The 18142-nt window shown below is 40.2% G+C and carries 17 protein-coding genes; 11 read left to right on the top strand and 6 right to left on the bottom strand.

Annotation, left to right across the window (positions count from 1 at the left end; all coding sequences use genetic code 11):
• Together FQ087_RS10600 and FQ087_RS10595 are read right to left on the bottom strand one after the other, a co-directional pair.
• Window positions 1-204 (bottom strand): YlaI family protein, encoded by a 204-nt coding sequence (locus tag FQ087_RS10600; RefSeq protein ID WP_149580408.1) that lies wholly within the window; start codon window positions 202-204, stop codon window positions 1-3.
• Window positions 205-217: 13 nt separating this feature from the next.
• Complete coding sequence (locus FQ087_RS10595) at window positions 218-718, bottom strand: molybdopterin-binding protein (RefSeq protein WP_149580407.1); 501 nt, start codon at window positions 716-718, stop codon at window positions 218-220.
• Window positions 719-903: 185 nt separating this feature from the next.
• Between FQ087_RS10595 and FQ087_RS10590 the strand changes: the two genes are divergently transcribed.
• From FQ087_RS10590 to pyc, 3 genes are all read left to right on the top strand, one after another.
• On the top strand, window positions 904-1185 hold the full coding sequence (locus FQ087_RS10590; protein WP_149580406.1) for an Fpa/YlaN family protein: 282 nt from the start codon (window positions 904-906) through the stop codon (window positions 1183-1185).
• Between the two features lie 61 nt (window positions 1186-1246).
• Window positions 1247-2410: an FtsW/RodA/SpoVE family cell cycle protein gene (locus tag FQ087_RS10585; protein ID WP_149580405.1), complete on the top strand. Its 1164-nt coding sequence runs from the start codon at window positions 1247-1249 to the stop codon at window positions 2408-2410.
• A gap of 18 nt (window positions 2411-2428) precedes the next feature.
• Window positions 2429-5866, top strand: coding sequence for a pyruvate carboxylase (gene pyc / locus FQ087_RS10580; protein WP_149580404.1), 3438 nt, complete (start codon window positions 2429-2431; stop codon window positions 5864-5866).
• 107 nt (window positions 5867-5973) lie between these two features.
• Here the strand turns inward: pyc and FQ087_RS10575 are convergent, their stop codons facing one another.
• Window positions 5974-6885 carry a COX15/CtaA family protein gene (locus tag FQ087_RS10575; RefSeq protein ID WP_149580403.1) on the bottom strand — a complete coding sequence of 304 codons (912 nt, stop codon included), beginning with the start codon at window positions 6883-6885 and terminating at the stop codon, window positions 5974-5976.
• Window positions 6886-7209: 324 nt separating this feature from the next.
• On the opposite strand from FQ087_RS10575, the gene cyoE reads away from it, so the two are divergent.
• The 7 genes from cyoE (at window position 7210) to FQ087_RS10540 (ending at window position 14101) form a co-directional block, all read left to right on the top strand.
• The gene (gene cyoE / locus FQ087_RS10570) at window positions 7210-8127 is read left to right on the top strand and encodes a heme o synthase (RefSeq protein WP_149580402.1); all 918 of its coding nucleotides are present in this window, start codon (window positions 7210-7212) and stop codon (window positions 8125-8127) included.
• Window positions 8128-8227: 100 nt separating this feature from the next.
• The gene (coxB, locus tag FQ087_RS10565; protein WP_149580401.1) at window positions 8228-9298 is read left to right on the top strand and encodes a cytochrome c oxidase subunit II; all 1071 of its coding nucleotides are present in this window, start codon (window positions 8228-8230) and stop codon (window positions 9296-9298) included.
• A 34-nt stretch (window positions 9299-9332) separates the two neighbouring features.
• Window positions 9333-11207, top strand: a complete 1875-nt coding sequence (gene ctaD / locus FQ087_RS10560) for a cytochrome c oxidase subunit I (RefSeq protein WP_149580400.1) — start codon at window positions 9333-9335, stop codon at window positions 11205-11207.
• Complete coding sequence (locus FQ087_RS10555) at window positions 11207-11833, top strand: cytochrome c oxidase subunit 3 (protein WP_149580399.1); 627 nt, start codon at window positions 11207-11209, stop codon at window positions 11831-11833. The genes ctaD and FQ087_RS10555 overlap by 1 nt, the downstream gene beginning before the upstream one ends.
• Window position 11834: 1 nt before the next feature.
• Complete coding sequence (locus FQ087_RS10550; protein WP_149580398.1) at window positions 11835-12182, top strand: cytochrome C oxidase subunit IV family protein; 348 nt, start codon at window positions 11835-11837, stop codon at window positions 12180-12182.
• 490 nt (window positions 12183-12672) lie between these two features.
• The gene (gene ctaG / locus FQ087_RS10545) at window positions 12673-13596 is read left to right on the top strand and encodes a cytochrome c oxidase assembly factor CtaG (RefSeq protein WP_149580397.1); all 924 of its coding nucleotides are present in this window, start codon (window positions 12673-12675) and stop codon (window positions 13594-13596) included.
• 43 nt (window positions 13597-13639) lie between these two features.
• Window positions 13640-14101, top strand: a complete 462-nt coding sequence (locus FQ087_RS10540) for a DUF420 domain-containing protein (RefSeq protein WP_149580396.1) — start codon at window positions 13640-13642, stop codon at window positions 14099-14101.
• A gap of 43 nt (window positions 14102-14144) precedes the next feature.
• Here FQ087_RS10540 and ytvI read toward each other — a convergent pair whose 3' ends face one another.
• Together ytvI and FQ087_RS10530 are read right to left on the bottom strand one after the other, a co-directional pair.
• Window positions 14145-15203 (bottom strand): sporulation integral membrane protein YtvI, encoded by a 1059-nt coding sequence (ytvI, locus tag FQ087_RS10535; protein ID WP_149580395.1) that lies wholly within the window; start codon window positions 15201-15203, stop codon window positions 14145-14147.
• Between the two features lie 472 nt (window positions 15204-15675).
• Complete coding sequence (locus FQ087_RS10530) at window positions 15676-16041, bottom strand: YugN family protein (protein ID WP_149580394.1); 366 nt, start codon at window positions 16039-16041, stop codon at window positions 15676-15678.
• Window positions 16042-16276: 235 nt separating this feature from the next.
• Between FQ087_RS10530 and FQ087_RS10525 the strand changes: the two genes are divergently transcribed.
• Window positions 16277-17347 (top strand): CAP domain-containing protein, encoded by a 1071-nt coding sequence (locus tag FQ087_RS10525; RefSeq protein WP_149580393.1) that lies wholly within the window; start codon window positions 16277-16279, stop codon window positions 17345-17347.
• A gap of 13 nt (window positions 17348-17360) precedes the next feature.
• Here the strand turns inward: FQ087_RS10525 and FQ087_RS10520 are convergent, their stop codons facing one another.
• On the bottom strand, window positions 17361-18092 hold the full coding sequence (locus tag FQ087_RS10520) for an amino acid kinase family protein (RefSeq protein WP_149580392.1): 732 nt from the start codon (window positions 18090-18092) through the stop codon (window positions 17361-17363).
• Between the last annotated feature and the right edge of the window lie 50 nt (window positions 18093-18142).

Below are 18142 nucleotides of genomic sequence, written 5' to 3'. Positions count from 1 at the left end.
TCAGAAATCTTTTTCAATTGAATGGGAACTGCGGTAGAAAGTGAAGTTTCCAGTCGCAATCCGTGCAATCGTTTTTTCGGAAATTCGATTGTTGCATTCCTGACACATATACGTATGGATAGGACGATTTCGGAGTGTTTTTGCTAAGGGCAAATCGTCGGGTAGTTGTCCGACATTGTCACAAATGACGCATTTTACACGCATTGGAAATCCTCCTTCAGTCAACTCGGATCGCAATGACGTTGCGAATCGGATTATCATTGTTCGAACCGTCTTTGAAGACGATGTGAACCGGACCGCCCTCAAGTAGCGGTTTACCTTCGTCGCTGAATTTGAAAATGATATCATCGACTTTTGTAAGTGGGAATGAGTGACTTTCGCCGTCTGATGTTTCAAAAGCAAGTGTTTGTGCATTAGTGGCAGGTTCAGCGATTTTTAAAAAATGCTTTAATTGAATGCCATACGTTCCAGTAAGAACTTTTCGTTTTTCAAACTTTTTTTCTGTTTCCAGGGTTGGTGGGAAAGTGGCGCCTTCCATTATTTCACGGGACCAATGTTTCCCCATATCTTTTTTATATTCTTCCAGTTCGTCTTTTTCAATATGACTTTCTGTGAAGTACGTTTTCAAATCAACGCGACGATCGTCGAAAATCCATACTGTCGGGTCAAGTGTGATGACATGACGCACATTTCCTTTAATCGGAATTATTGATTCCAAATGAATATCCCCCAACTAAATTAAATTATCTTTTGTTTCTAGTATAACGCTTTGATGCCCCAAGGAAAAGCTTTTGCTTTATGTTGGATAACGTCAAATGGAAAACGCTTGCTTTTTCCTCTTTTGAAAGATACAATTTATTGATAATAACCATTAAGAAATAAAAGTTTGATGGGGGCGTCCTCATGGATATAGAATTGCAGGAAACGTATCAGGAAAAGGCATTGAAGCAACTTCAAGCAGATGCCGATAAGATCGGTCAACTTATAAAAGTACAGATGGATCATTTGACGATGCCTCAGTGTCCACTCTACGAAGAAGTGTTAGATACACAAATGTATGGCCTGTCACGTGAAATTGAATTTGCCGTTAAGCTAGGCTTGATTGAGCGTACAAAGGGAAATGAAATTCTTTCTTTACTTGAGAAAGAAATGACGGTTTTGCACGAAGTATATACGAGAAAATAAGCCGAAAACTCAAACTGACATAATGGTTTGAGTTTTTTGTTTAATGAAAAAGAGGTAACCTATGAAAACTTATACTAAAAAGCTATTTCGCTATTTTGATTTCCCACTGTTTTTTGTCTACCTGTTACTTTGTTTATTCGGACTAGTTATGATTTACAGTTCAAGTATGGTTGTTGCAGTAGGCCGATATGATTATCCGGCTGATTATTATTTGCAAAAGCAGTTGACAAATTTAAAACTAGCCATTCCCGCTTTCTTTTTGGCGGCTTTTTTCCCGTATAAAAATTATAAACGAAAAAATTTGATGATCTTTGCTGTAATAGGTATGCTTTTTCTATTGTTTCTGGTTCATTTCATCGGTACAGGTGATCATGTAGGAGCGACTAGTTGGATAACAACACCTTTTGGTAATCTACAACCCTCGGAAGTTGCGAAATTGCTGATAATTGTCTATTTTTCAGGTGTTTTTGCAAAAAAATACGAATCTGGAACAATTGATAATATTAATCAATCAATATTACCACCTGTAGTAATTTTAGTATTAGCAGTCGGTTCTATCATGCTCGAGACAGATATCGGGGGTTCGTTCATTATCATCGTCACTGCACTTTCCGTCCTTGCAGCAAGCGGTATTAAAAAAAGAACATTTTTGAAAATTAGCGGAATAATTTCTGTGGGTCTTGTCTTTGCTGCGCTTGTCCTTTATTTCAAATGGGAATCGATCATGACTCCAAGTAGGGCAGGGCGTTTACTATCATTTCTAAATCCTTTCGATTATATCCAGGGGTCTGGTTATCAGATCGCGAATGGCTATATAGCTATCGGCTCTGGAGGCGTGCAAGGGAGAGGCCTTGGTAATTCCATTCAGAAAATGGGGTATTTACCAGAACCACAAACAGATGTCATTATGGCGGTAATTTCAGAAGAATTAGGTCTTCTTGGTGCTGTTATCGTGATAGGCGGACTGGGTTTCATCGTCTTGAGGGCGTTATCTATTGCGCTTCAGTCAAAAGATCCTCATGGACGCATGCTAGCGGCAGGAATTGGAAGTATGATAGGAATTCAAACATTCGTAAATTTGGGCGGCCTAACGGGGTTGATACCGCTTACAGGGGTTACTTTGCCGTTTATTAGCTATGGCGGTACTTCTGTTATTCTGTTATCTTTAGCTTTAGGAATATTAACGAATGTCTCAATGTTCGTAAAATATGAAAAAAACAATTAGAAAAGGAAGTGCCTTGTGATGGAACAGATTAAGAAAATTCTTGTAGCCAACCGTGGAGAGATTGCAATACGAGTATTTCGAGCTTGTACCGAATTGAAGATTCCAACGGTTGGAATCTATTCAACGGAAGACAGTGGGTCATTCCATCGTTACAAGGCAGATGAGTCATATCTTGTTGGAGAAGGGAAGAAACCGATCGATGCTTATCTAGATATCGAAGGGATTATCGCAATAGCGAAAGATTGTGGCGCGAATGCGATTCATCCTGGTTATGGATTTCTTGCCGAAAATACAGAATTTGCAAGACGTTTAGAAGAAGAGGGAATCATTTTCATCGGCCCAAGTTCTAAGCAACTGGATATGTTTGGAGATAAAGTAAAAGCACGTGAGCAAGCTGTTAAAGCAGGTATTCCAGTTATTCCAGGTAGCGATGGTCCAGTTACTGTAGTTACAGAAGTCGCAACATTCGGCGAATCGAACGGTTATCCAATCATCATTAAAGCATCCCTTGGTGGTGGAGGGCGCGGAATGCGAATTGTGAATTCTGCCGAAGAAGTCAACGAGGCTTTTGAACGTGCACGGTCAGAAGCGAAGTCTGCATTCGGATCAGATGAAGTGTACGTTGAGAAATACATCGATAAGCCAAAACATATCGAGGTACAAATTCTTGGGGATACATATGGCAATGTCATACATCTGTTCGAGCGGGATTGTTCAATTCAGCGTCGCCACCAGAAAGTCGTTGAAATAGCACCTTCTATTTCACTTGAAGATGGATTGCGGGAAGAAATTTGTGACGCTGCAGTAAAAGTGATGAAAAATGTTAACTATAAAAATGCCGGAACCGTAGAATTTCTCGTCTCGGATGGTCGGTTTTATTTCATCGAAGTAAATCCCCGCATTCAAGTTGAGCATACGATCACGGAGATGGTGACGGGTATTGATATCGTCCACTCACAAATCCATATTGCGAATGGAAAAAACCTTCACGATAGTGAAACTGGTATTCCAACACAAGACAAAATACCGTTATTCGGATATGCGATTCAGTCTCGTGTTACAACAGAGGATCCATTGAATGACTTTATGCCTGATACTGGTAAATTATCTGTTTACCGATCTGGAGGCGGATTCGGTGTCCGTCTTGACGCGGGTAACGGGTTCCAAGGTGCTGTCATCACGCCGTATTATGATTCTTTACTAGTTAAAGTGTCTACATGGGGTATGACGTTCCGTGAAGCGGCTTCCAAGATGGACAGAAACTTACAAGAGTTTAGGATTCGAGGCATCAAAACGAATATCCCGTTTCTTGGGAATGTTGTGAAGCATAAAAACTTCTTAACAGGGAATTATAATACGAGTTTTATTGATTCGACGCCGGAATTGTTCCTGTTCCCAAACCGTAAAGACCGAGGAACGAAGATGTTGAATTATATTGGAAATGTTACCGTTAATGGATTCCCGGGAATCGGTAAACAGTCGAAACCGGTACTTCATCCTGTAAGAAAACCAATAGTTGACCTTCTTACTCCGCCAAAACCGGGTACAAAACAGATTTTGGACGAGCGGGGGGCAGAAGGACTTATCAAGTGGATCAAAGAACAAGATGATGTACTGCTGACGGATACAACATTCCGTGATGCACACCAATCCTTGTTAGCTACGCGGGTTCGTACTTCGGATATGACGTCAATTGCGGCCGAGTCGGCAAGACTGATGCCTGATCTGTTTTCTTATGAAATGTGGGGCGGGGCGACATTTGATGTTGCTTATAGGTTCCTGAAAGAAGATCCATGGGACAGGTTGTTAAAACTGCGTCAACAAATTCCTAATGTGCTTTTCCAAATGCTTTTCCGCGGTGCAAATGCTGTAGGTTATACGAATTACCCGGACAATGTTATCCGTGAGTTTGTTAAAAAGTCAGCTGATGCCGGTATTGATGTATTCCGTATCTTCGACAGTTTGAATTGGATAAAAGGCATGGAAGTCGCAATTGACGCTACACGGGAAGCAGGAAAAGTTGCGGAAGCGGCAATTTGCTATACAGGGGATATTCTTAACGATTCTCGAGCGAAATACACGGTAAATTATTATAAAAATATGGCAAAAGAACTTGAGTCAGCCGGAGCCCATATTCTTGCTATCAAAGATATGGCCGGTCTTTTAAAACCGGAAGCTGCATATCGCCTTGTTTCTGAATTGAAAGCTACGGTTGATATCCCTATTCATTTGCATTCACATGATACGAGTGGGAACGGTATCTATATGTATGCTAAAGCGATTGAGGCTGGCGTAGACATCGTTGACACGGCTTTAGGTTCGATGGCTGGCCTAACTTCACAACCGTCGGCAAGCTCTTTACACTATGCGTTACAAGGTGGTAAGCGCAATGTACGTGCAAATGTGAAATCGCTTGAGAACTTATCGTATTACTGGGAAGATGTTAGGAAGTATTATCAGCACTTTGAAAGTGGTATGATGAGTCCGCATTCGGAAATTTATGTTCACGAAATGCCTGGCGGTCAGTATTCTAACCTTCAGCAACAAGCAAGGGCGGTAGGTTTAGGGGAGCGCTGGGAAGAAGTGAAGGATATGTATTCTCGTGTGAACTTATTATTCGGTGACGTCGTGAAAGTGACGCCTTCATCCAAAGTGGTTGGAGATATGGCATTATTCATGGTGCAAAATGAACTCGATGAAAAGTCGGTCCTTGTTCGCGGAAAGACAATTGACTTCCCGGAATCAGTTATTGAATTTTTCGAGGGGTATATTGGACAACCATACGGTGGATTCCCAGAAGAACTTCAAAAAATTATTTTAAAAGAACGACAAGCAATTACTGTACGTCCAGGAGAGCTATTGGAAGATGTCGATTTCGAAAAGCTGCGGGATGAATTGAATGGCTTGCTAGAGCGTCCGGTTACGAGTCATGAAATACTTTCATATGCCCTTTATCCGAAAGTCTTTAAAGAATATTCCACGACCAATAAAGAGTTCGGTGATGTATCTGTCATTGACACACCAGAATTCTTATATGGAATGCGTCTCGGTGAGGAAATAGAAGTGGAGATTGAAAAAGGGAAAACCTTAATTGTTAAGCTTGTATCGATTAGTAAACCGCAATCAGATGCAACGAGGGTCATTTATTTCGAGTTAAATGGACAGCCGCGTGAAGTGGTTATTGAAGATATGAATGTAGAATCTGTCACTGTTAGGAAACAAAAAGCGGATACTTCAAATGATGCGCATATTGCTGCTACTATGCCAGGAACTGTATTGAAAGTTGCAGTCTCAAAAGGGGCGAAAGTGAAGAGAGGCGAACACTTGCTTATAACAGAAGCTATGAAAATGGAAACTACGATTCAGGCACCTTTCGATGGTACAGTGAAAGAAATATTTGTAACCGCTGGAGAATCAATAGCTACAGGGGATTTGCTCGTTGAATTGGAGCATTGATAATGTTAACAAGGGCATCCGGATTAAATTCGGGTGCCTTTGTTATTTTTTCTAATAAGTTGGGTAGACAATTAGAAAGGACTGACCTGGAGGCCAGTCCTTTACATTCATTTGGTTAGTTTACTTCTAGATACTAGTAGAATCATGTACGTCAACAAACCGAATAACAACGTGATAAACAATGAATGTAGCAAAGCGATGTAAAGGTTTAGTCTAGTCAGAACAACCATCATTCCTGTTGTTGCTTGGAGCGCTACAAGGATAAATGCGATACTCCAGCCCCAATAGATGACGCGCTGATTTTTGTAATGACGAATTGCATGAATCATGATGACCAATAACCAGATGAAAATAAATGCCGCGGCAGTACGGTGACCCATCTGAACCCATTCGTACATGTTACGCGGAAGGGCAAAGGTTTCATTCTTACAGAGCGGCCAGTCTAGACAGGCGAGCCCAGACTCAGTATGACGGACGAGTGCTCCGGTATAAACTACAAAGTAAGAGTAAATGGATACACCTATTGTATGCCATTTCAACCTTTTACCTATTTGTAACTTATCTGCATCAAACTTTCGATCCACTTCAAATATGAGCAGGGTTAAAAGAAGGACTGATGCAAAACTTAAAAGTGAAATTCCGAAATGGAGCGCAAGTATGAAATCGCCTTGCCCCCATAGTACTTGAGCAGCACCAATCAATGCTTGTAATATAAGGAAGAATACAGCTGAAACTGCTAAAAATTTTGTTTCTCTAATATGTCCGATTGACCTCCATGACCAGACAGCTAATATAACTATAAATATTCCAACAGACCCAGTTACAAGACGATGTGAAAATTCAATAAGTACTTCTGGGGTAATCTCGTCGGGAATAAGTTGTCCGTTACATCCAGGCCAATGTTTTCCGCAGCCTTGGCCACTGTCAGTTTTTGTTACGAGCGCCCCTCCGAGTAGTATTAAAAGCATGCCTATAGTCGAAGCGACACCGAACCATTTTAAATATTTATTAGATCGCAAAAAATAACACCTACTTTTTAATTGATGACCGTCGTATAAAAGGTCCTTGCTTTTCTGATGATAACTAAAATAAAGTGAAAAGACAATGAAGAATGGCTAAAAATGCCTCAGTAACGCTCCATTTCACAAATTGTTCATAAATAAGACGCATTAGCTTCACAAAAGACCTAGAGAAATGTTTTACTATAGAGGTGGTTACTAATTAAATGTGTCGAAATTTCAAGTAATTCAGTAGAAATTTTGTATATGTATAGAAATACTTCGCGAATTTCGATATAGTTAACAATAGCGGTCATCGCTTATAACTTTGAAAGGAGGGGTAACTTGTCAAATGGTCATACAATATCCACACCTGTCGAATCAGATGCAGTAACGGTGTCTCTTTATAAGGACTTCCTTGCGCTCATTAAAATCGGCATTGTTAATTCGAACATGATTACAACTTTTACGGGACTTTTTCTTGCTTTTCAGTTCACTGGTACAAACTTTCTACATAATCTAGATCTGCTTATCTTCGCTCTTCTCGGATCAGGATTGATAATTGCTGGATCTGCGGCACTTAACAATTTGATTGATCGTGATATTGATCCTGTTATGACGAGAACAAAATCAAGACCAACAGTTACCGGACGATTCAAGTGGCCGGCTGTATTGACACTTGCGTTAACTTTCATCGTTGTAGGCGAAGTACTTTTGTTTTCTGCTTCTATAGCAGCTGGTCTTTGGGGGCTTGCAGGTATATTCAGCTATGTTGTACTCTATTCGATGTGGTCGAAGCGTAGGCACGTCGCCAACACAGTTGTTGGTAGTATTTCGGGGGCAATTCCACCTTTAATCGGATGGGCTGCGGTCGAACCAGCACTTGGTGCAGGTGCTTTGGCACTATTCCTGATTATGTTTGTTTGGCAACCGCCGCATTTTTATGCGTTAGCGATGCGTCGGACAGACGAATACCGTGCAGCAAATATTCCTATGCTACCTGTTGTAAAAGGTTTTGCAAGAACGAAGAAATCGATGTTGGCATGGGTACTGTTTTTATTTCCATTGCCGTTTCTACTTACCGAACTAGGGGTAGGCTTCTTAGTACTTGCGAGTGCGTTAAATATAGGATGGCTGTATTTAGCACTTAAAGGATTTAAAGCAAAAGATGATATAAAATGGGCAACGGGTATGTTCATCTATTCATTAAATTACATGACGATCCTTTTTGTTGCCATGATTATCTTCTCGATATTCATCTAACATATTGGAATTCTTTCTTTGCATAGGAATTCACATAAAGAGGTCAGCAGTCCTCACAAGAAGAAAAACATTTTTTTAGAAAGAGAGGTATCATTAAGCGATGATGAAAGGACTCAAAAAGTGGCGTCTTTTTTCTTTATTAGCAGCTCTTACCGTGTTTCTAGCGGGATGTGGTCAGGAAGGGCTATCCACACTTCTTCCGGCTGGTCAAGTCGGGAAAGATCAATTCAAATTGCTGATGTTATCATCAGGAATCATGTTACTGGTTATTTTAGTAGTCGTGATTATCTATGTAGTTGCAGTTATTCGTTTTAGACGCTCGAAAATGGGTGAGGACTTTGTTCCTAAAGAAGTTGAAGGAAGCCATACATTAGAATTAGTATGGACAATTATTCCTGTTCTCCTTATTTTACTTCTCGCGGTACCTACAGTTTATTACACATATAAACTAAGCGATGTAAGCGCGATGAATGAAGTCAATGAAGATGGAGAGTCAGAAAACATAGTCGTAGATGTTACGGCGAAGTTGTACTGGTGGGAATTTGAATACCCTTCTCTCGGAATTGTTACAGCACAAGAACTTGTTGTACCAACTGGAGAAAAAGTTTATTTCAACCTTCTTGCAGCAGATGTTAAGCACTCCTTCTGGATTCCAGCAATCGGAGGTAAACTCGATACAAACGTTGAAAACGTAAACAAATTTTATTTAACGTTTGATAAAGAATCTCAAGACGTGCAAGACGGAGTGTTTTACGGGAAGTGTGCGGAGCTTTGTGGTCCATCACACGCACTTATGGACTTCAAAGTAAAATCATTACCACGTGCTGAATTCGACAAATGGGTTACAGCAATGCAAGCAACTGGCGAAGAAACAACAGATGTTGCTGCAGCCGGTCAAGGTGAAGAATTGTTCCAACAAAGCTGTATTGCATGTCATGCGACATCTGCAGTCGGTGAAGGCGGAGCGATTGGACCAAACCTAGCGTCATTTGGTGACCGTAATCGTGTTGCTGGTTTCATGGATCACACGCAAGAAAAAGTAGTTGATTGGATTTCAGACACTCAAAAACATAAGCCAGGAAACTTGATGCCGGCATTCGGTGAAAAACTTTCTGACGAAGAACTAAATGCAATTGCTGAGTACCTCATGGGACTTTCAGTAGAAAAATAACTATTAACGTGAATTTGAAGAGGAGGTAAACAAATTGAGTTCAGTTGCTCAAAAAAGAGGTTTTGGCGCAACGCTATGGGATTGGCTTACAACAGTCGACCATAAGAAGATCGGTATCCTTTATCTCCTAGGTGGAGGATTCTTCTTCATAGTCGGCGGTATAGAAGCAATGATCATTCGTTTGCAACTTTTAACGCCAAACAACGATCTCGTCAGTGCGGGGTTATTTAACCAAATGATTACGATGCACGGAACGACGATGATCTTCTTGGCAGCCATGCCTATATTAATTGGATTTATGAACGCTATCATGCCGCTTCAAATCGGGGCACGTGATGTTGCGTTTCCATTCCTAAACTCATTAGGGTTTTGGATGTTCTTCTTTGGTGGCGTATTCTTAAATATGTCATGGTTCATGGGTCAAGTTCCTGATGCTGGTTGGACTTCTTACGCGTCACTTGCTATGGCTTCCGAAGGACATGGTGTTGATTTTTATGCAATAGGTCTTCAAATTGCCGGTGGTGGTACATTATTGGGTGGGATTAACTTCCTTGTAACCATTATCAATATGCGTGCACCAGGGATGACTTATATGCGTATGCCATTATTCACATGGACTACGTTTGTAGCATCAGCTATGATTCTTTTCGCATTCCCACCACTTACTGTCGGACTTTTCCTTCTGACATTTGAAAGAATGTTCGGAGCTAACTTCTTCGATCATACAATGGGCGGGAACACCATTATCTGGGAGCATATATTCTGGATATTTGGTCATCCTGAAGTATATATTCTTATTTTACCGGCTTTCGGTATTTTCTCAGAGATATTCTCGATCTTCTCAAGAAAAAGACTTTTTGGTTATTCAGCGATGGTATTCGCTACCGTCCTTATTGGGTTCTTAGGCTTCATGGTTTGGGCTCACCATATGTTTACAGTTGGTCTTGGGCCAACAGCAAATGCTATCTTCTCTGTAGCGACAATGGCTATCGCCATACCTACAGGAGTTAAGATATTTAACTGGCTTCTCACCATATGGGGCGGAAGTATAAAAGTAACAACACCGATGCTTTGGGGATTAGCCTTCATTCCAACGTTTGTTATGGGTGGAGTTACGGGTGTTATGCTAGGTACTGCTCCACTTGATTACCAATTGCATGACACATACTTTGTTGTTGCTCACTTCCACTATGTAATTGTGGGTGGCGTTGTATTCGGTATACTTGCTGGTACACACCTTTATTGGCCGAAAATGTTCGGTACAATGCTAAATGAAATGCTTGGTAAAGTAACGTTTTGGTTCTTCTTTATCGGTTTCCATTTAACATTCCTAATCCAACACTGGTTAGGTTTCTGGGGGATGCCGCGTCGTGTATTTACATACATGGATGGTCAAGGTTGGAACTCGGCAAACTTAATTAGTACTGTTGGAGCCATATTAATGGCAATCGGGATTATAGTTTTAGTGTATAATATTATCGTAACTTCAATTAAAAATGTACGTGTAGGAAATGACCCTTGGGGTGACGGGCGTACGCTTGAATGGGCTATTGAATCACCACCGCCATTCTATAACTTCGCTCAGACACCACTTGTACGTGGTCTTGATACAGTGTACATTGAAAAAATGGAAGGTAATCTGTCGGGAATTACTCCGGCTGAACCGGTTCAGGACATTCATATGCCAAACGGTTCATTCATTCCATTCATGATGAGTTTAGGTTTGTTCATTGCAGGATTTGGTGCAATGTTCCGCACTGAAGAATCATGGGGTATGCCACTTCTTATAATAGGTCTTGTATGGACTTTCGCTGCTATGGCAATGCGTTCATTGAAAGACGATCTTGGCTTCTATGTTAAGAAAGAAGACATCTTAAAAGATATGAAACGTAAAGGGGGCAAACAATAATGGATTTGAATAAAAAATTCACCCCTGAGACGTGGCCTGATCATCCAGAAAGAGCGACACTAGAGGCAAAGAATAAGTTTGTCGGTTTCTGGTTGTTCCTTGGTGGAGAAACTATCTTGTTCGCAACACTTTTCGCGACATACCTGGCGTTGAAAAACAAAGGTCCAAGTGGATTTAAATTCTCGACACAAGAATTGTTCGAATTGCCGCTTGTATTCGTCATGACGTTGCTACTACTAACTTCATCTTTGACGAGTGTATATGCGATGTACCATTTGAAAAATTATGATTTCAAGAAAATGCAACTATGGCTTGCCATTACTGCATTCCTTGGACTTGGTTTCCTTGCACTTGAAGTGTACGAGTTTGTACACTACGTACATTTAGGCTTCACATATGACAACAGTGCATTCAGTTCTGCTTTCTACACGTTAGTTGGGACGCACGGTCTTCACGTGGCAATCGGACTTGTCTGGATTACGCTACTCATCTATCGTAACTCGAAGCGTGGACTGAACTTGTATAACGCGACGAAGTTCTATACGTTCTCGCTATACTGGCACTTTATTGATGTTGTTTGGGTATTCATCTTCACTGTAGTCTATTTGATGGGAGTGATAGGTTGATATGTCGGACGTTCAAGTTTATAAAAAGTCACCAGCTGAATTTAATTTAGGTCAAAGACGCGCACGTCAGTCGATGCGCAGTCAGGTTATGATGTTTTCACTTATGATTTTCCTAACAATTATGTCGTTCTCAATGGTTATGGCTTATGAAGCTGGAGTCATTGGATTCTCGAAATACTTGATTTTCCCAACGCTGATGCTGTTCGCAGCAGTTCAAGTTGGCCTACAAATGTATTACTTCATGCACATGAATGAAAAAGGACATGGTGTTCCACAAATGTTCATGTATACGGGAGTTATTCTTGCATTCACTGTTGTATTAACATTTGTAACAATCATTTGGTGGTAATTTTTCGATGAAAAAGCCTGTGGAAGATTTATTCTTCACAGGCTTTTTCTTTTTTGAAAGATAAGAAAGCATAGGTTTTTCAAGATGGGATGTCTAGACTCCAGCGCCTAGCCCCTGGACCCACACGAAGTGGGTTATGCAGTGGTGAGGGATTGAACTTCATCCCTCCTTGTTGCGACAGGACGTCGCGAGCTTAGGCTGCCTTCTTCTGTCTTCGGTCCTTAAAGTTAAAGGCAAAAAACGCTTTATCTTAAGGCCCTCCAGCGCTTTTCGGAGCTACCAAGGCGCTTACGCTTTTCTTGATGTCTAGCTCCAAGCGTCCCCCCCTCGGGTCATAAGCAGCCCGGTAAGTTCATTGGTCCGTTGCCGTTTTGTGTGGGGGCTAGACTATGCTTCGTGCTGTTCTTATTAATTGTCATAGTTCGTACATTGAGTTACATCCATATTAGCTTTATAATAAAGAAAGAATTTATTGAGGGAGCGATGGCAAATGCCTTTGAGTATATTTGGATTCCGAGCTTTGTGGAGTCCGTGGTTCCTACTAATTATCCTACTTGGTATGGCCTTATATTTATTACTGACGACTAAAATGCGTCATCGATTTCAAGATACGCATCCGGTTACTAAGAAACAAATATTCTTATTCATGTCCGGGATGGTTGTGCTTTATGTTGTCAAAGGTTCACCTGTAGACTTACTTGGTCATATCTTATTTTCAGTTCACATGGTACAAATGGCGGTTCTATTGCTTATGGTTGCTCCGTTACTCATGTTGGGAATTCCTAACTGGATGTGGAAAAAGGTTTTTGATATTAAGATTCTTGACCGCGTGATCACTTTCTTTACTAAACCAGTTCTCAGCCTATTGTTATTCTGTGGTATGTTTTCCGTTTACCATATTCCACTTATTTTAGACAATGTGAAATTAAGTGCTCCACTGCATACGATTTTTACTATAACGCTTTTTGTTTCAGCAGTGTTTTTTTGGTGGCCAATCATTAACACGTTGAAAGGGCAACCGAAGCTTCATGGTCTGAAAAAAATCGGTTATATTATATTAAGTGCAATATTAATCACACCAGCATGTTCCCTTATCATTTTCGTAGATATACCTGTGTATGAAACATATAAATCTGGCGAAGCATGGTTACAGGCGATGGCCCTTTGTGTGCCCGCAAGTACACTTTCGGGATTGTCGGGTTTAGGTATTTCAGGTCCTGAGTTATTCACAAATATGCCTACATTAGTTGATCAGCAACTTGGTGGAATTATTATGAAGGTATTCCAAGAAATTATTTATGTTGGTGTTCTCGGCAGTATTTTTATTAAATGGCATAAGGAAGAACAAGACAATGCAGAAGAGATTACTGCTAACGCATTATTAGAACGCAAAAAAATGACATTGTACAGATAATAGGTTAGATATAGACATGTTTTACGCACAGGGGGAATAACGAATGAATTTACCTTTTCTACCAACTCTCAGTACATTTTTTATTATATTATCGGCTGTACTAGTTGCAATTGGATGGAACTTAATCCGTAAAAAGAAAGTAGAAGCACATAAGAAAGTAATGTTGGCAGCCGCAGTATCAGCTATTCTTTTTTTAATCATCTATGTGTCGAGGACTATAGTGGTTGGTAATACATCGTTTGGCGGACCGGATAATTTGAAAATCTATTATACGATTTTCCTTATATTCCACATAGTGCTGGCGACAACAGGTGCAGTATTTGGTGCTGTGACGATTAATGCAGGTCTGAAGAAAAATTTGGTCAGACACCGGAAACTAGGTCCAATCACAAGTGTTATTTGGTTCTTCTCTGCAATAACAGGTGTTGCTGTTTATTTACTTCTTTACGTTTTTTATAAGGGTGGAGAAGTAACATCCATGTTCAAGGCAATCCTGGGTTTTTAATAAACAAAAAAACGCTTTCACAAAATTGTGGAAGCGTTTTGCTTTAAACTCTGAAATTAACTTTAATAATTCCTGCTTCACGGGCTGTTGTAAAGAGGATGACGGCTAATGGTCCGATAAAAAATCCAATGAAGCCGAATAGCTTTAGTCCTATAAACATGGCGATTAATGTTGGAAGCGGTGATAAACCGATTTGAGATCCCATCAATTTCGGCTCTACAGTTCTCCGTATAATCATTAAAACAGCGGCTAGAATGGCTAATTGTGTTCCAGTTGCAATATCTCCACTGATAAACATATATAAGGACCAAGGTGCTAATATAATTATTGAGCCCAAAATCGGGATAATGTCGATAATCCAAATGACAAGCGACATGACGATTGCATATTTAGGAATGACAAGTAAAAGACCGATAAAAGTGACAACAAAAACGATTAAACTGACAAGTATTTGCGCTTTCAAAAAACCGAAAATCACAGAATTGAGCCGTGTAATCATAAATCGAGCTTTTTCTGCAGTTGACGTTGTTAAGTGTCTGAATAACAATCTTTTCAATTCGGGTAATTCGAGCATAAATAGAAATAATGCAATAATAAATACGGTAAAACTGACTAGGAAGTTTGGGATTTCCGTCATGAGGGACATGATCTTATCGTAGCTCAGTAAATTCAGGATAGATTCACGTATGGAGTCAAATACATTTTTGAATTCCTTTTGAATACCAATAACTACTTCTTCAGGCATTCCAGAGGTGTATTGTAAAAGTTTATTTTGAACGTCAATCCACATGCCTGACAGTGTATTAAAATAGTCTGGAGCTACTTTTGTAAGGTCAATAATTTTACCAATCAATTGTGTGACTGTAAAATAGAGCAAAGACGTTATAATTGCGAGGATCAAAATGAAAACGGAGATGACTGATATTTGACGATTCCATTTGAATTTTTTTTCAGTCAGTTTGACTAAGGGATTAATGATGATGGCGGTAAGTAGTGCGAAAATGATAGGTAATGAAACAGGCAAGATAAAAATAATAACTAATATGATGACAAATATACTTATTGTAATAATTAAATTACCCTTTTTTAACCATTTTGACAACAGCAATTCCTCCAAATTATTCGCTAATTCAATTATAACCAAATGATAGATGTTTGAGTAGTAAATATTACCGATTTTGCTTCTTTATTGGAATTATGTGAGAAAAACGCAAAATGCCGTCCAGCCCCGACAGCCAAAAGGTGGTTTTCGAGGAATTGAAACGACGATGGACTGGTGAACTTTCCGGACTGCTTATGATTCGAGGGGGCACCTGGAGCCTAGTCACTGTTCCATGTCAAAAAAATTATACTTTCTTTTCTTTTAATAAAAGCGCAAGGTGCCCTCTAAGACGTGAGTGGCATAAGTCGAAATGGCGTTTTTTTCACCTCCGCTATATCATCTACATCCTGTAGGTCATCGAGTCTTAACGTGAAATTTCTACTTTTGAAATTATCCGAGATGCGAGATTATATGATTTTCTAAGCAGAAAAAAAACTAGAGAACAATGAGTTCTCCAGTCATCAGCACATATTTACTTTTTAAGGTTAAAAGGTTCTAATTCTGCACTTACTGCTTTCAATGTTGCGACACAGTCTTTAAGTAGACTTTCAGGGAAATGTTCCCCTTCGCCGTATTCAACGCCGTGCGGATAATAATGTTTGCCGACAACCGGCTTTTTCAGAATCATAGTAGCTTTCCGTGTATCAACATCTCCATCAGTTGTATAACTGAATACGCGCAAATAATATGTACCTTCTTTGATCATATATTTCTTATCAAATGTTGCCCGTTCATAGTCCCATTGACCTGCGCGGACAAGGTCGTGTTTTAACATGATTTCATCAAGTATTGATAAGTCAGTAACGATATTTTCAATGCCTGTATCTTCAATATACATAGTTTATATCCTCCTTATATATCATCCAGCCAATTCCCTATACCTTTTTATAATAGAACAAATCATCATCAGTTGCAATGGCAACATTGTGTCAATGCGACTGATAATTTAATAAATAAGCCAATCCTCAACATTTTTAACTGGTTGACGAAGTATAATGAAAAGAGGCATTCATCAAGCAGTATTAGCCTGAATAGAACTGATTAAACTTAGCCTTTTGAAAGTAGGTCGAAAAATGAAAGTACTCTGGAAAATAATACTTCTGCTCATCATCGTCCTATTGGTATTTTATATTATAGATGATCGAGTAAAAGAAAATAAACCGCTTGAGTCGCCTGTGAAACATGGAACGGCCATCCCTGTACCTGGAAAGGGAGCGGGTTTACCGCTGCCACAAGCTGCGCGTCCAGAATCAGGAATTTCCCTTTTTGTAGGAAAGAGTGTGAGCAATTTACGTGAACAGATAGGGGAGCCAGACCGTATTGAGCCTTCGGGCTATGGTTACGATTGGTGGATATATAATAAAGATCGGGAATTAATGGTGGGAGTATTGGATGGGAAGGTAAACCAAGTGTATACTGCAGATTTGTCATCTGATGTTGAACCATTTAAGATTGGGCAGGATGTAAAAGACATCTATCGATTTACGATTGTTGAGTCGGAAGTTGGTGTCCAAATTGGAGAAAGTGAGTATACATTTACATTAAACAGTGATGACGTAAATAATAGGTTGCTTATTGAATATGAAAATGTCTATGCACAGCTTTATATCGACGGTGAGGATGGGGAGTTAGAAGGTATACGTTTCATCGACCCAATTACGCTAATCCTACACCAACCTTATGACATGGCTTATATGGGTGAAATCGTCAGTGCTGACCGTCCATCGTCAACGATGCAGATTGAAGTGGACCGAGCAATGGAGCGTCAAATTTTAGATTTGACCAACGTATATCGAAAGAGTCATGGGTTGGAGGAACTTTTGGGCGATTACAATCTTACTGTAGTGGCGCGAAAACATAGTGAAGATATGGCGCTTGAAAATTATTTTTCCCATGAATCTCCTGTTACCGGTGATCTAGCGGACAGGTTAAAAGAGGCGGAAATTGAACATCGCAAAGCACGGGAAAATATCGCCTTCAACTACGTAGACGCAATTGAGGCAGTCCATGGTTGGCTTAATTCTCCCGCACACCGTAATGTTCTGCTCGAAGAGGATTTGACACATCTTGGGACGGGTGCATATGGAAAATATTATACACAGGTTTTAGTTCGTAAGACTGTAGAAGAAAAAAGACAGCAATGAAATTCATTGCTGCTTAAGGTAGAATCCAAGTTCCTATCTCCGTACTAGCGACACCTCTTATATAAAGAGGTGTCGCTGTTTTTATGGCATGTAGTGCAGCCCGTTTTTGAATGACAGGTCTTTCGCAATCTAGAAGTGGAATGAAATCATCCATTCTCAGAAAGTCCAGTTTGCGGGTATTCTCGACTTCTCGCGGATCATGAGTCATAACGCCAGGGACATCTTTAAAGAACTCTACATGCGATGCTTGGAGTGCTCCTGCTAATGCGATGGCAGACAAGTCGCTGCCTCCTCTTCCAAGTGTCATCACCTGACCGTTTGTAGCTATCCCTTGGAATCCTGGAATAATTATGCAACGTGTTGTTTCAAGTGTTTTGAGAATAGTCGAAGTATCAATGTGTGTAATCGTGCCATCTCCGAATTCCCCTGTTGTCATTATTCCAGCCTGATTGCCGTGTAAAACTGTGTTGATGACACCTGCACGAGCTAATTCTGCGGATAAAACTGCTGCGGCTATGAGTTCACCGCAAGAGGCTGCAAGGTCGCTGGCTGCTGATGAAGATGTAAAGGCGTCTGTCAGTTGCAGAAGGCTGTCTGTAGAATAAGGATCTCCATAACGACCGATTGCAGAAACTACAATGACAACGTCGCCAAACTCATTCAATCCATCCTTTATATGGTTAATGCAATTCAATCTCATTTCTTCGTTTTTCATTGCTACCCCACCGAATTTCTGGATGATCATAAAGGCTCCCAACTTTCTTCGTGACGTTCATTGAGTTCGTTTCATACGAT

This window comes from Sporosarcina sp. ANT_H38, from assembly GCF_008369195.1.
Taxonomy (GTDB): domain Bacteria; phylum Bacillota; class Bacilli; order Bacillales_A; family Planococcaceae; genus Sporosarcina.
The sequence above is the reverse complement of the archived record's forward strand: the minus strand, read 5'-3'. Positions and strand labels throughout refer to the sequence as shown.

Excerpts from the sequence above, each read along its gene's own strand:
- FQ087_RS10530 (WP_149580394.1), bottom strand. The coding sequence starts at position 16,041 with ATGTATATTGAAGATACAGGCATTGAAAATATCGTTACTGACTTATCA.
- FQ087_RS10600 (WP_149580408.1), bottom strand. The coding sequence starts at position 204 with ATGCGTGTAAAATGCGTCATTTGTGACAATGTCGGACAACTACCCGAC.
- FQ087_RS10525 (WP_149580393.1), top strand. The coding sequence starts at position 16,277 with ATGAAAGTACTCTGGAAAATAATACTTCTGCTCATCATCGTCCTATTG.
- FQ087_RS10540 (WP_149580396.1), top strand. The coding sequence starts at position 13,640 with ATGAATTTACCTTTTCTACCAACTCTCAGTACATTTTTTATTATATTA.
- ctaG (WP_149580397.1), top strand. The coding sequence starts at position 12,673 with ATGCCTTTGAGTATATTTGGATTCCGAGCTTTGTGGAGTCCGTGGTTC.
- FQ087_RS10590 (WP_149580406.1), top strand. The coding sequence starts at position 904 with ATGGATATAGAATTGCAGGAAACGTATCAGGAAAAGGCATTGAAGCAA.
- FQ087_RS10520 (WP_149580392.1), bottom strand. The coding sequence starts at position 18,092 with ATGATCATCCAGAAATTCGGTGGGGTAGCAATGAAAAACGAAGAAATG.
- FQ087_RS10550 (WP_149580398.1), top strand. The coding sequence starts at position 11,835 with ATGTCGGACGTTCAAGTTTATAAAAAGTCACCAGCTGAATTTAATTTA.
- FQ087_RS10555 (WP_149580399.1), top strand. The coding sequence starts at position 11,207 with ATGGATTTGAATAAAAAATTCACCCCTGAGACGTGGCCTGATCATCCA.
- FQ087_RS10585 (WP_149580405.1), top strand. The coding sequence starts at position 1,247 with ATGAAAACTTATACTAAAAAGCTATTTCGCTATTTTGATTTCCCACTG.
- pyc (WP_149580404.1), top strand. The coding sequence starts at position 2,429 with ATGGAACAGATTAAGAAAATTCTTGTAGCCAACCGTGGAGAGATTGCA.
- coxB (WP_149580401.1), top strand. The coding sequence starts at position 8,228 with ATGATGAAAGGACTCAAAAAGTGGCGTCTTTTTTCTTTATTAGCAGCT.